This is a genomic window from Salinisphaera hydrothermalis C41B8, assembly GCF_000732535.1.
GTDB lineage: Bacteria > Pseudomonadota > Gammaproteobacteria > Nevskiales > Salinisphaeraceae > Salinisphaera > Salinisphaera hydrothermalis.
On sequence record NZ_APNK01000055.1, the window covers coordinates 1 to 12559 of the forward strand.

10 protein-coding genes, 3 tRNA genes and 1 pseudogene are annotated in these 12559 nt (G+C 64.2%); 4 read left to right on the plus strand and 10 right to left on the minus strand.

Going from position 1 to position 12559, the window contains the following annotated elements:
* Positions 1 to 166: 166 nt before the first annotated feature.
* From C41B8_RS18375 to C41B8_RS18415, 10 genes are all read right to left on the minus strand, one after another.
* A tRNA-Met gene (locus C41B8_RS18375) sits at positions 167 to 242 on the minus strand.
* Positions 243 to 315: 73 nt separating this feature from the next.
* Positions 316 to 1407, minus strand: coding sequence for a redox-regulated ATPase YchF (gene ychF / locus C41B8_RS18380; RefSeq protein ID WP_037341567.1), 1092 nt, complete (start codon positions 1405 to 1407; stop codon positions 316 to 318).
* A 43-nt stretch (positions 1408 to 1450) separates the two neighbouring features.
* On the minus strand, positions 1451 to 2029 hold the full coding sequence (gene pth / locus C41B8_RS18385) for an aminoacyl-tRNA hydrolase (RefSeq protein WP_037341569.1): 579 nt from the start codon (positions 2027 to 2029) through the stop codon (positions 1451 to 1453).
* Positions 2030 to 2067: 38 nt separating this feature from the next.
* Positions 2068 to 2793, minus strand: a complete 726-nt coding sequence (locus C41B8_RS18390; protein ID WP_051883768.1) for a 50S ribosomal protein L25/general stress protein Ctc — start codon at positions 2791 to 2793, stop codon at positions 2068 to 2070.
* A 195-nt stretch (positions 2794 to 2988) separates the two neighbouring features.
* A complete protein-coding gene (locus tag C41B8_RS18395) occupies positions 2989 to 3948 on the minus strand; it encodes a ribose-phosphate diphosphokinase (RefSeq protein ID WP_198025292.1) in 960 nt (319 codons plus the stop codon).
* 306 nt (positions 3949 to 4254) lie between these two features.
* Positions 4255 to 4329, minus strand: a tRNA-Gln gene (locus C41B8_RS18400).
* A gap of 103 nt (positions 4330 to 4432) precedes the next feature.
* A tRNA-Gln gene (locus C41B8_RS20585) sits at positions 4433 to 4582 on the minus strand.
* 178 nt (positions 4583 to 4760) lie between these two features.
* On the minus strand, positions 4761 to 5933 hold the full coding sequence (locus C41B8_RS18405; protein ID WP_037341574.1) for an MFS transporter: 1173 nt from the start codon (positions 5931 to 5933) through the stop codon (positions 4761 to 4763).
* Positions 5934 to 5952: 19 nt separating this feature from the next.
* Positions 5953 to 6585 carry a lipoprotein insertase outer membrane protein LolB gene (gene lolB / locus C41B8_RS18410; protein WP_037341576.1) on the minus strand — a complete coding sequence of 211 codons (633 nt, stop codon included), beginning with the start codon at positions 6583 to 6585 and terminating at the stop codon, positions 5953 to 5955.
* On the minus strand, positions 6582 to 8291 hold the full coding sequence (locus C41B8_RS18415) for a tetratricopeptide repeat protein (RefSeq protein WP_198025293.1): 1710 nt from the start codon (positions 8289 to 8291) through the stop codon (positions 6582 to 6584). The genes lolB and C41B8_RS18415 overlap by 4 nt, the downstream gene beginning before the upstream one ends.
* 78 nt (positions 8292 to 8369) lie before the next feature.
* Between C41B8_RS18415 and hemA the strand changes: the two genes are divergently transcribed.
* The 4 genes and pseudogenes from hemA to C41B8_RS20750 all read left to right on the plus strand — a co-directional run.
* Positions 8370 to 9674 (plus strand): glutamyl-tRNA reductase, encoded by a 1305-nt coding sequence (gene hemA, locus C41B8_RS18420; RefSeq protein ID WP_037341580.1) that lies wholly within the window; start codon positions 8370 to 8372, stop codon positions 9672 to 9674.
* On the plus strand, positions 9671 to 10756 hold the full coding sequence (prfA, locus tag C41B8_RS18425; protein ID WP_037341588.1) for a peptide chain release factor 1: 1086 nt from the start codon (positions 9671 to 9673) through the stop codon (positions 10754 to 10756). The genes hemA and prfA overlap by 4 nt, the downstream gene beginning before the upstream one ends.
* Before the next feature lie 11 nt (positions 10757 to 10767).
* The gene (gene prmC, locus C41B8_RS18430; RefSeq protein ID WP_198025294.1) at positions 10768 to 11613 is read left to right on the plus strand and encodes a peptide chain release factor N(5)-glutamine methyltransferase; all 846 of its coding nucleotides are present in this window, start codon (positions 10768 to 10770) and stop codon (positions 11611 to 11613) included.
* 170 nt (positions 11614 to 11783) lie between these two features.
* A pseudogene (locus C41B8_RS20750) lies at positions 11784 to 12559 on the plus strand (hypothetical protein); the annotation flags it as partial.

Genomic DNA, 12559 nt, shown 5'->3' on the forward strand with positions numbered 1-12559 from the left:
ACTTCTTCCTCAAAATCAAAGCCGCGTTTCCCGGTAAAGTGCGATGAACCATAAAAAAGGCCCGGCGGGCGGCCGGGCCTTGATTTGTCGATATCGGTATGGATATCGAAACCGGCCGATCGGGGATCGGCGGGCGCAGCGCCAATATCTTGAACGCTGCCTAGTCTGGTGGCCATGGCTGGATTTGAACCAGCGACACCAGCATTATGAATGCTGTGCTCTAACCCCTGAGCTACATGGCCTTGAAGGCGCGAGATTATGTTCGGCCCGGCCGTTTCCGTCAAGACGAAATCGACCAAAAAGTCGTGAACGGTCTCAGACGTTGAACCGGAAGTGCACCACATCGCCCTCGGCCATGCGGTATTCCTTGCCCTCCAGACGCTGCCGTCCGGCTTCCTTGGCGCCTTTTTCGCCACCGAGTTCGACGTAATCGTCGTAGCCGATCACCTCGGCGCGGATAAAACCGCGCTCGAAGTCGGTATGAATCACACCGGCCGCCTGGGGCGCCGTGGAACCGGCACGCACGGTCCAGGCCCGAACCTCCTTCGGCCCGGCCGTGAAGAACGTCTGCAGGCCCAACAGCGCGTAGCCGGCCCGGATCACGCGATTCAACCCCGGCTCGTCCTGGCCCAGTTCGGCCAGAAACTCGAGCTTGTCGTCACCGTCGAGTTGGGCGATCTCGCCTTCAAGCGCCGCACACACGGGTACCACGAGCGCGTTCTGGGCTTCGGCATGCTCGCGCACCCGGTCGAGCAGCGGATTGTTCTCGAAGCCGTCCTCGTCCACATTGGCCACAAACAGCGCGGGCTTGGCGGTGATCAGATGCAGCTCGCGCAGAGCGGCCTGGTCGTCTTCTGACAGCTCCAGCGCGCGCACCGGCGCCCCGGTATCCAGATGATCCCGCACCCGGGCATAGACATCGGCCTGGCGCTTGGCGTTCTTGTCTCCGGACTTGGCCGCCTTGGCCACCCGGTCCAGCGCCCGGGTCACGGTGGTCAGATCCGCCAGCGCCAGCTCGGTGTCGATGGTCTCGACGTCGGCAATCGGATCCACGCGCCCGGAGACGTGCATGACGTCGTCGTTCTCAAAGCACCGCACCACGTGCAGAATCGCATCGGTCTCGCGGATGTTGGCCAAAAACTGATTGCCCAGCCCTTCGCCGGTCGAAGCCCCGGCCACCAGACCGGCGATATCGACGAACTCGATCGTGGTCGGCAGCACCTTCTCCGGCGAAACGATCGCCGCCAGTTTGTCCAGCCGCGGGTCGGGCACGGTAACCACGCCCACGTTCGGGTCGATGGTGCAGAAGGGATAGTTCTCGGCCGGAATTTCGGCCGCGGTGAGGGCGTTGAACAGGGTCGACTTGCCCACGTTGGGCAGGCCGACGATGCCGATCTGAAGCGCCATGCGGTTATTACCTCGTCACGCGCGCCTCGATCGGGCGACGCGCTTACTTTCGGGAATTGAGCTGCTGCGCGCCGCGATTCCAGCCGGACTCGATGATCGTTTCCACGGCGTCCGCCGCGGCTTCGATGGCGTCATCGATTGCCGCCTGCTCGTCGGCTGAAGGCTTGCCCAGCACATGCGAGAGCACGCGTGACGCATGGCCCGGATGGCCGATGCCGATGCGCAGACGTTTATAGCCCGGGCCGATGACGCGATGGGTATCGCGCAGACCATTATGGCCGCCGTGGCCGCCCCCTTCCTTGAGTCGGGCGACGCCGGCCGGCAGGTCCAGATCGTCGTGCACGACCAGCAGTTCGGCGGGTTCGATCTTGTGAAACGACAGCAGCGGCTGAATGGCTTGGCCACTGGCGTTCATGAAGGTCGTCGGCTTGAGCAGCCAGAGCGTCTCGCCCGCCCGTGTGGCACGCGCGAGTTCGCCCTTGAACTTCTTTTCCGGGGCAAAGTGGCAACCCCAACGCTCGGCAAGCCGATCGGCCAGCCAGAAACCGGCGTTATGCCGGTCCCGGGCATGATCGGCGCCGGGGTTACCCAACGCCACGAGCGCGCGGATGCGTTCACTCATCGGTCAATCGATGCGCTCAGGCAACCGCGAGACAACGATCAGTTGTCTTCCGCGTCGCCTTCTTCCTTGCCCTGCTCGTCGGAGGCCTCGTCGGCTTCGGCTTCGTCGCCTTCGGCCTCTTCCGCCGCCGCTTCGGCTTCGGCCTCGGCTTCTTCTTCGGCTTCCAGCTCGACCGCGGCACGCGGGACCTGGACCGACACGACGGTCAGATCGTTCTGCTCTTCTTCGTCGCCCATCAGTTCGACGATCTGCACGCCCGACGGCAACACCAGCTCGGACAGATGCACGGCGTCGTGCAGGTGCAGGTTACGGCAGTCGACTTCGAGATACTCCGGCAGATCGCGCGGCAGACATTCGATCTCGATGTCGTTGAGGTTGTGCTGGATGACGCCGTCTTCATCGACCACGCCCGGGCATTCCTCTTCGCCCACGAAGTGCAGCGGCACGTGCATACGCAGCGCTTCGCCCGCGACGATGCGCAGGAAGTCGGCGTGCTCGACGAACGGCTTGGCCGGGTGGCGCTGCAGATCGCGCAGCACGGCTTCTTCAGTCCCGCCGCCGGCGACGTTGATCTTGATGATGTGCGAGAAGAACGCCTCGTTGTCCAGATGATGAACCAGGTCGTTGTGGTTGAACGACAGCATCACCGGATCACCGTTGCCACCATAAATGATGGCCGGCACGCGACCGGTCTTGCGCAGGCGCTTGTTCTCGGCCCGGCCGGTGGCATTGCGTTTTTCCGCGTTGAGCTCGAAAGCTTCCATATCGATTCGCTCCAGCTAGCTTGTCTGGCCGCTGGCGTTGGGTTGCGGCCGGTAACATTCGATGGTCGAACGGCGGAAAAATCGCTCCGCCGGGATTAAAAGACCGCGTAGTATACGCGCTTCGTCGCCGATTGCACGAGCCTCGCGGCAAAATTTGTCGTTACGGCCGCCGTGTCGGTCGCCGTCGACGACGTTCTAGTCGACGTACAACGTCGACACCGATTCCTCGGCGGATACGCGCCGAATCGTCTCGGCCAGCAGCGGTGCGATATGCAGCTGCCGGATCTTCGGACAGGCCGAAGCCTCGTCCGAGAGCGGGATCGTGTCGGTCACCACCAGCTCATCGAGCCGCGAGTTGCGGATATTCTCCACCGCCTTGCCCGAGAGCACCGGATGGGTCACATAGGCCCGCACCTTGGTCGCGCCCTGATCCTTCAACGCGTTGGCGGCCTGACAGAGCGTGCCGGCCGTATCGACGAGATCGTCGACCATGATGCAGCTCTTGCCGGACACGTCGCCGATGATATTCATGATCTTGGCTTCATTAGCCTTGGGCCGGCGCTTGTCGATAATCGCCAGTTCGGCTTCGTCGAGCCGCTTGGCCAGCGCACGGGCGCGCACCACACCGCCGACGTCCGGCGAGACGACGATCAGATTGTCGCTCCGCTCCTTCTGGCGCCAGATATCGCCGAGCAACACCGGTGACGCATAGACGTTGTCTACCGGCATGTCGAAAAAGCCCTGAATCTGATCGGCATGCAGATCGACCGTAAGCACGCGATCGGTACCGACGGCTCCCAGAAGACTCGCGGCCACCTTGGCCGAGATCGGCACGCGCGCGCTACGCGGACGACGATCCTGGCGGGCATAGCCGAAGTACGGTATCACCGCCGTGATGCGCCCTGCCGATGCCCGATGCAACGCATCGATCATCATCAGCAATTCCATGAGATTATCGTTGGTCGGCTGGCAGGTCGACTGCACCACGAACACATCGCGACCGCGGACATTCTCCTCGATCTCGACCTGGCATTCGCCGTCCGAGAAATGCCCCACCGTGGCCTTGCCCATCGGCAACCTGAGATAGCCCGCCACATCCCGCGCCAACGCCGGATTGGCGTTGCCGGTGAAGACCATCAATCGGGAGTCCGCCATGGATTACCGCCGTTTGTTCGAGAATGTCTGGGCCGCTTCCCGGCGGCGCGCTGCGTTGCCCACCGACCTCGCGCGAGATGGCCGGGGCTGGGCGCGGGCCGTTTTTCCCTGGGCGCGCGCCGGACGTCGTGCTGTTCGTCAGCTTATTTAATGGCTGGGGCGGCAGGATTATTCGGATGCTTCGCATCCTCACCCTTCGGGCCCGCGTCGCTTCGCTCCGCGGTTCGAGTTCGCACTGCGAACTCGTCGAACCTCCAAGTTCTCTTCCTGCCACTCCACTGTGTTCGCTCGCGCGAACGATGTTAATGGCTGGGGCGGCAGGATTCGAACCTGCGAATCACGGGATCAAAACCCGATGCCTTACCGCTTGGCTACGCCCCAGTAAAATCACAGCGATAACCTCGAAAATCAGTCACCGCTGACTTGATCAGGCGGGTATTCTCTTTTCCAGTTCCGCCCGTGTCAATTTGATATAGAGAATGCTTCCGGGCGGCAGGATTATTCGGCGGCTGCGCCGCCTCACCCTTCGGGCCCGTGGCGCTTACGCGCCCCGGTTCTCCCTCGCTTCGCGAGGTCGTCGAACCTGCGAATCACGGGATCAAAACCCGATGCCTTACCGCTTGGCTACGCCCCAGTAAAATCACAGCGATAACCTCGAAAATCAGTCACCGCTGACTTGATCAGGCGGGTATTCTCTTTTCCAGTTCCGCCCGTGTCAATTTGATGTAGAGAATGCTTCCGGGCGGCAGGATTATTTAGCGCGCCGTATTGCCTCGCAATCCAGTCGCCACAGCGCCCGGGACCGTGATTTTTCAGTGTCCGCGTTCGCGCTCCGGCACCCAGACCGCCAGCAAGGCCGCGAGCAGCGCGGCGCCCGCGGCCAGGCTGAACCCCGCCGACGCGCCCGCGGCACCGATCACCGGCCCGATCCCGATCACCGCCACCGCGCCCAGCGCGTTCGCCAGGCCCAGTGCCAGCCCCGAGCCGAACGAGCGGTTTTCGGGCAACAGATCCTGGGCGATGAGGATCGTCAGCGGCAACGTGGCGAACAGCGCGATGCCGAGCGCCGCCGTGCATAGCCACAGCCAGAACCCGCCTACGAAAGCGAGCGCCAGCGCACACAGCGCGCTTGCCAGCATGGAGCCGATCAGCAGGACGCGCGAACCGAGCCGATCGGCAAGCCAGCCGCCGCTGAGGTTGCCGATCACCCCGACCACCAGCAGCACCGTAATCAAGCTCGCGCCCGCGGTCAGCGAACCGCCGCCGGCCGACCACATCAGCGGCAAGACCGTCACCGCTGCAAAGATCACGAAGGCCCGCAGCGCACAGAAGACGACCAGCCGCGATAAACCGCCGATATGTTTGCGCCACGCGATCGGCGCGGAATCCGCGGTGCGCGCCGGCAGCGCCGGGGCACAACGCGCCAGCACGAACACGCTGGCCAGACCGGGCAGCGCCAGCCATGCCAGCCAGCGCAAGCCGCCCCAGGACACGCACAGTCCGGCCAGCACCGGCCAGACGCCCCGACCAATCTCGCCGCCGACCAGAAAGATCGACATGGCGAGCCCTTGACGGGTTTCGGCCAGACGGCGCACACCGGCCAGTGCCTGCGGATGAAACATCGCGTTGGAGGCCCCGATCAGCACGAGCACCGCAATCAACGCGGCCGGACTCGCCACCAATCCCACCAGCCCCGCGCCAATCGACGATCCGACCAGTCCGGCAAGACTCAGCGTACGGCCGCCGATGCGATCCCCTATAAGACCGACAAACGGCTGCAGCCCCTGACCGACCAACAGTGCAGCCATCAGCGTGCCAGCCAGAGCCACGGGCAAGTGGAGCCCGATCAGAATCGCGGGCAGTACGCCCGGCAGGAAATTGGCGGCCCCGTCGTTGACGAAATGCGACCAGCCCATACCGGCCAGCCGCAGCTGCGGGTTACCAGTGACCGCCGGCGCCTCTGAGATCGTGGTATCGGAAGCCATCGACACGTCTTGCGGTCGCTCAGCCGGCGTTGTTGCTGCTGGCGTTCAGATCGAACCAGCGATCGACCACCAGGCGGATACGGGTATCGCCGTTGTCGAGCACCACACGTCGGGGCAGCGGCGCCGGCGCGCCCGCGGGTTTGGTGTAGTCGAGATAGGACACGGTCCACCCGTCCTGGGTGATCGAACGCAGCCGGCCCTGGTTGTCGACCGAAATCCGTTGGTAGCCGCCCGGCGCCGGCAGGCCCTTGGCCCAATAGCTTAGCGGCTGCAAGGGGAACGACCAGCCCAGCGCCTTCTTGACCAGCGCGTCGGGGTCGGTGGTCACGAAATGCTTGCCGTCGTCGGTATCGATGACGACGCGATCGAGCGTACCGTGCGCGCGCATGCCACCGGCGCCGAGCGGCCCGGCCAGGCGCACGTCGAACTTCGGCGCGCGCTCGCGCCAGCTCAGATTCCCGGTCCAGCCCAGCAGCTGGCCGGTGGCCACCCGGCCCTGCAACGACCAGTTCGAGAAATCGCTCAGCGTGTGCTGCCGACTTTTCCAGGCCGCCGGATTGGCCACGCCGGCCTCGCTGGGCGCGGGCTTGTGAATGATCGCGCAGCCGCCCAGCAACGCGATGCCGATCAGGGCGAATAGAAGTTTCTTCATGAAGTCAGTCGTTTGATGGTCTGCTTGAGCACCGCGTTGTCCGGGTGCTTGGCCTGCGCTTTATGCCATATCCGTAGCGCGGCGGCATGATCGCCCTGCTTCCAGCGCACCTCACCGAGATGCGCCGCGATCTCTGGATCCGGGCTGCCCTGGTAGGCTTTTTCCAGGTGTTTGCGGGCCGCTTTTAGCTGGCCACGCTTGTATTCCACCCAGCCGAGGCTGTCGAGCACCGCCGGATTATCCGGATCGGCCTTGAGCGACTTACGAATATAGCGCTCGGCGCGCGCATAGTCCGTGCTGTGGTTGGTCAGCATGTAGCCCAGCGCGTTAAGCGCTTCCGGATTGTCCGCATCCTGCGACAGAATATGCTTCAGATCGGCTTCGGCCTCGTCGATCCGCCCGAGCTTTTCGTACGCCAGCGAACGGGCGTATAGCAGATCGCTGTCGTCGGGCGCATCCTGCAACGCGGCGTTGTAGACCTTGAGTGCCTGTTTCAGCTGGCCCGACTCCACCAAAAGACCACCCTCGACCGCATGCAGTTTGGCGCTCTGATCGGGGTATTGCTCGGCCAGCGCGTGCAACTGTTGCCGCGCCGCCGCCAGATCGCCCTGGTCGTAGGTCAACTGGGCGATGCGTACTCTGGCTTCGAACAGATGGTCGCCGTCGCCGACCTTCTTGTACCAGGCGATCGCCTTGTCGTTATGGCCGCGTTTTTCGGCCACCACGCCGCGATAGAATGCCGCATCGTCGCCGTGTGCACCGGTCTTGTAGAGCTGCTCGAACTGACGCGCCGCGATGTCGAGATCGCCCTGCGACAACGCGACCAGCCCGAGCCCGTAGCGTGCCTCCGCAAACTCGCCGTCGATCGCCACGGCGCGCTTGAAAGCGGCCAGGCCGGCGTCAGCATTGCCGGCCTGGAGCAACATGCGCGCCAGTGCGACCTGGTATTCGGCTCGCTGACGATTGCTGCCCTTGAGTCCTGCAACGCGCTTCGCTGCCGCATCCGGATGGCCTTGTCGGACATCGATCGCGGCGCGCAGCAACGTGGCCTCGGACCAGTCTGGCGCTGCCGCTATCGCCTTGTCGGCCGCCGACGCTGCGGTAGCAATGCGGTTGTAGTTCAGCGCCAGCCGGCCGAACGCATACTGAGCGGCGGCCTGATGCGGATGCGCGGCAGCCAGCTTCGACATCGCGTCGAGCGCCATGTCGGCCTGGCCCGGCCGATCGCTCAAAATCTGGGCCAGCATCTCATAGCCATCGCGCGGCGAATCGGCGCTGGCGACCAACTGCGGGGCGAAAGTCTGAACGCCCGCGCTGTCCTGGTTCACGAACGCCAGGCGAACCGCGGCGCGCTGCGCTCTCGTATCGTGTACGGCGGCTCGGGCCCAGACCTGGGCCGCCTTGTACGCCAGATCCTGCCGGCTGGCGGCCAGCGCGATCTGCGTGGCGCGCTGAGCGAGCTGCGGGTCTTTCGAATACCCCAGCGCTTTGACATAGGCCTGGGCCGCGCCCTGTGTATCGCCGTTGAGCAACAGCAGTTCGCCGACCATGACCTGATAATCGAGCGCCGCCGCCGGCGCGCGGGCGAGCTGGTCGATATCGGCGACCGGAGCGATTCGGGTATCGTCGGCCGCTGCAACGGCCGGCGTGTCAACGACGCCGAATCCGAGTACGCTCGCCACCCCGACCGCGACCCACCTACGCACGCCACCTCGATAGTTTGCGCACCCAGACTTTGCCATATGAATATCCCAGAACTATCGAGCGCACGGTAGAATAAGCCCATGTCGCTGCTGACCGTGGGCCTCAATCACCATACCGCTCCGTTGTCGATTCGCGAAGCGGCCGCATTCCCGGCGGAACAGTTCGCGAGTGCGTTGGATGACTTCCTTCGTCTGCCACAGATTCGCGAAGGCGCGATCCTGTCGACCTGTAATCGTACCGAGTTGTACGCCATCGTCGACGACGAGGCGAGCCGTGCCGACGACGGCGGCCTGCGTGAATGGCTCTGCCGTCAGCGCGGGCTGGAGCCGGATACGCTTACCGGCTGTTTTTACGTGCATCACGGTCGCGATGTCGTGCGCCATAGCCTGCGTGTCGCTGCCGGCCTGGATTCGATGATTCTGGGCGAGCCGCAGATTCTGGGACAGATGAAGGACGCGTATCGTTCCGCCCAGGCCGCGCGCGGCGCCGGGCCGCTGCTCACGCGACTGTTCGAGCACAGCTTTACGGTGGCCAAGGCCGTGCGTAGCGGCACCGACATTGGCGCCAACCCCGTGTCGGTGGCCTATGCCGGCGTTTCGCTGGCGCGCCAGATCTTCACCGACGTGAGTGCCTCGTCGGCCATGATGATCGGTGCGGGCGAGATGATCGAGCTCACGGCCCGCTATCTGGCGGAAATCGGCGTCTCGCGCATGATATTCGCCAATCGCAGCATCGAGCGCGCACAGGAACTGGCCACGCGCTATCACGGCTATGCCATCGCACTGGACGATATCCCGCGCCATCTGGCCGAGGCCGATCTACTGATCTCCTCGACCGCCGCGCCCGGCTATCTGGTGCGGGCGCGCGACCTGAAAAGCGCGTTGAAGCAGCGCCGGCGCAAACCAATGTTCGTGCTCGATCTGGCCGTACCGCGCGATATCGAGCCGGCCTCGGCGAAGTACGAAGACGTCTATCTGTATTCGGTCGACGACCTGCAGAGCGTGATCGACGACAATAAGCGCTCGCGCGCCGCCGCGGCCGAACGCGCCGACGAGATCATCGAGTCGCGCATCGACGAATATCTGGAATGGGTCGACTCGCGCCAGGCAACCGCTACAATCCGTGCGCTGCGTCAAACGGCGGAAGCACATCGAGCCGACGTCATGGGCCAGGCCCACCGACGGCTGGCACGCGGCGAAGATGCTGAGGCCGTGCTGGAGTTCGTCTCCCGCCGGCTGACCAATAAATTGATGCATGAACCGAGCGCGGTGCTGCGTAAGGCGGTGGGCGCCCGCCAGCAACGCTTGCTTGGCCCGGCACGCGAACTGTTCGGACTGACCGACGACGCCGCCGAACCCACGAACCAGGACGACGAATCATCATGAAGGACTCCCTGCGCGCGAAACTCGAGGAGCTGGTCGAACGCCACGAAGACCTGGCGCATTCGATGTCCGACCCCGATGTCATCAACGACCAGAACAAGTTCCGGCGCATGTCCCAGGAGTACGCCCAGCTCGAATCGCTGGCGGCGGACTATCGGGCCTGGCGCGAGCTGACCGACGAGATCGCCGATCTGGAGGAAATGGAAAACGCCGACGAAGCCGAGCTGCGCGAGATGGCCGAAGCCGAACTGGCCGACGCGCGCGAGCGCCTGCTGGGCCTGGAGGCCGATCTGCGCCGGCACCTGATCCCGAAGGACCCGAACGACAACGCGAACCTCTATCTGGAAATCCGTGCGGGCACGGGCGGCGATGAGGCCGCCCTGTTCGCCGGTGATCTGATGCGCATGTATTCCACCTATGCCGAGAAACAAGGCTGGCAAGTGGAGATCCTGTCCGAGTCGCATGGCGAACACGGCGGCTACAAGGAAGTGATCTCGCGGCTGATCGGCAACGGTGCGTTCTCGCGGCTGAAGTTCGAATCCGGCGCGCATCGCGTGCAGCGCGTGCCGGCCACCGAGTCCCAGGGCCGAATTCATACCTCGGCCTGTACCGTGGCCGTGCTGCCGGAACAGGACGAGATCGCCGACATCAAGATCGATCCCAGCGATCTGCGCGTGGATACCTTCCGCGCGGCCGGCGCCGGTGGTCAGCACGTCAACAAAACCGATTCCGCCATTCGCATCACGCATATTCCGACCGGCGTGGTCGTGGAGTGCCAGCAGGAACGCTCGCAGCACAAGAACCGGGCGCGCGCCATGAGCCTGCTGCAGACCAAGCTGCTGACCGCCGAACAGGATAAGCAAGCCAGCGAACAGGCCGCGACCCGCAAACGCCTCGTGGGCAGCGGCGATCGCTCCGAACGCATCCGCACGTACAACTTTCCGCAGGGCCGCGTCACTGATCACCGCATCAACCTGACGCTGTACAAGCTCGAAGACGTGATCGCCGGCGATCTCGACGAAATCATCGATGCGCTGACCAGCGAGCATCAGGCCGATCTGCTGGCCGAAATGGGCGCGGCCTGACCGGTCCGCGCATGTCCAACACGCCTACACTGGCCACGCTGCGTCGCACACTGGCCACGCGCCTGGCCCCGATCAGCGACAGCCCCGATCTGGAAGCCCGCCGCCTGCTGGAAATCTTCACCGGCCTCAATGGATCGCGATTGATTATCGAGGCGGACCGCCCCCTCGAACCCGAGATGATCGAACGCGTCGAGACGGCCGTCGCCCGCCGCCTCACCGGCGAGCCCCTGGCTTATATTGTCGGTCGCATCGGCTTCCACGACATCGAGCTCGAGGTCACACCGGCAGTGCTTGTACCCCGACCAGACACGGAGACACTGGTCGAGGCGGCCCTGGCACGCTTGCCGGCCGACACCGCGCTGCGCGTGGCCGATCTTGGCACGGGCAGCGGCGCGATTGCCCTGGCGCTCGCGCACGCCCGCCCCCGTTGGCGGCTCGTGGCCACCGACGCCGACCCGAATGCCCTGGCCGTTGCGCGGGGTAACGCCGAGCGTCTTGCTTTGACCACAGTATCGTTTGCGCACGGCTGCTGGCTCGAACCATTGGCCGGCGAGCGCTTCGACGCCATCGTGTCGAACCCGCCCTACATCGATGCCGACGATTCCCATCTCGACGCACCGGCGCTTCGACACGAGCCTTACCACGCATTGGTCGCCGACACCGACGGCCTGGGTGATATCCAGCGAATCGCGACAGCCGCGACGAACCACCTCGAACCCGGTGCGCCGTTACTCGTCGAACACGGCTACACCCAGGGACCGGCCGTGCGCCGTCTGTTCGCTGCCGCCGGCCTCACTCGCATCGAAACCGAAGCCGATCTGGGCGGACATCCCCGCGTGACTATTGGCTACCGCTGACTTGCCCCAAATTCCAACCGGGCAGCCGGCGGCCTCGCGCCTGTGTCGCGATTCTTTACAAAAAACAACGAAATAATAAGCAGGCCCTTGTTTAAAAATAACTTATTTTTTGGCTTGAAATTTGCTTCAAACAACAGGTGAAGCACGAGCTACCGATCAGGGGGACCTGCATGAACAAGAGAAAAGCCGCCGCGATCGGTCTGGGCATCATCGTCATGACGCTGGGTGGCGTCGCCGCCATCCTCTACGATGCGCCGTCCGAAGCCCGGGGCCTCCGGGCGCGCCCAATGGCCGACATCGCGGGCATGGCTTTCGATGGCTCGGGCGTCTGCATGACGGCCGATGCCTGCTGCATAGGGACTGGCGCGAACTTCTGCCCCTTGCGCCCCGGCTTCCTCGATACCGGACGTCAACAGACCGGGCCGACACGGGTCATTGCAACTATCGGCGCCTCGTACAAACACAGCGAGCCGGTCTACAAGACCGTCTACGACACCGATGCAGCCCATGCTCGCCTCAGTGCATTACTGGGTCGCCCATCCAGCGCCCCGGAATCCAACAGGTTGACCACCGTAGCCGCTATCGACCCAGGCCCCTCGAACGGCGTCATTGCGAACATGCTCAGTCAGCCAAGTTTTTATCCGGCGCGTGGCACGATCAGCTCCATGCCATTCAACCCTCCCAATCCTGGCGACAGCATGGGCGGTAGCGGCGGCTCCAGTTCCGGTGGCGGCTCTGGTTCCAATAACGGCTCCGGTGCCAATAACGGCTCCGTTTCGAATAACGGCTCTGGCCCTGACAATGGTTCCGGCTCTGGTTCCGGCTCTGGCTCTGGTTCCGGCTCTGGTTCCGGCTCTGGCTCTGGCTCTGGCTCTGGTTCCGGCTCTGGCTCTGGCTCTGGCTCTGGCTCTGGCTCTGGCTCTGGCTCTGGCTCTGGCTCTGGCTC

Excerpts from the sequence above, each read along its gene's own strand:
- prmC (WP_198025294.1), top strand. The coding sequence starts at position 10,768 with ATGTCCAACACGCCTACACTGGCCACGCTGCGTCGCACACTGGCCACG.
- hemA (WP_037341580.1), top strand. The coding sequence starts at position 8,370 with ATGTCGCTGCTGACCGTGGGCCTCAATCACCATACCGCTCCGTTGTCG.
- pth (WP_037341569.1), bottom strand. The coding sequence starts at position 2,029 with ATGAGTGAACGCATCCGCGCGCTCGTGGCGTTGGGTAACCCCGGCGCC.
- lolB (WP_037341576.1), bottom strand. The coding sequence starts at position 6,585 with ATGAAGAAACTTCTATTCGCCCTGATCGGCATCGCGTTGCTGGGCGGC.
- C41B8_RS18405 (WP_037341574.1), bottom strand. The coding sequence starts at position 5,933 with ATGGCTTCCGATACCACGATCTCAGAGGCGCCGGCGGTCACTGGTAAC.
- C41B8_RS18390 (WP_051883768.1), bottom strand. The coding sequence starts at position 2,793 with ATGGAAGCTTTCGAGCTCAACGCGGAAAAACGCAATGCCACCGGCCGG.
- ychF (WP_037341567.1), bottom strand. The coding sequence starts at position 1,407 with ATGGCGCTTCAGATCGGCATCGTCGGCCTGCCCAACGTGGGCAAGTCG.
- C41B8_RS18395 (WP_198025292.1), bottom strand. The coding sequence starts at position 3,948 with ATGGCGGACTCCCGATTGATGGTCTTCACCGGCAACGCCAATCCGGCG.
- prfA (WP_037341588.1), top strand. The coding sequence starts at position 9,671 with ATGAAGGACTCCCTGCGCGCGAAACTCGAGGAGCTGGTCGAACGCCAC.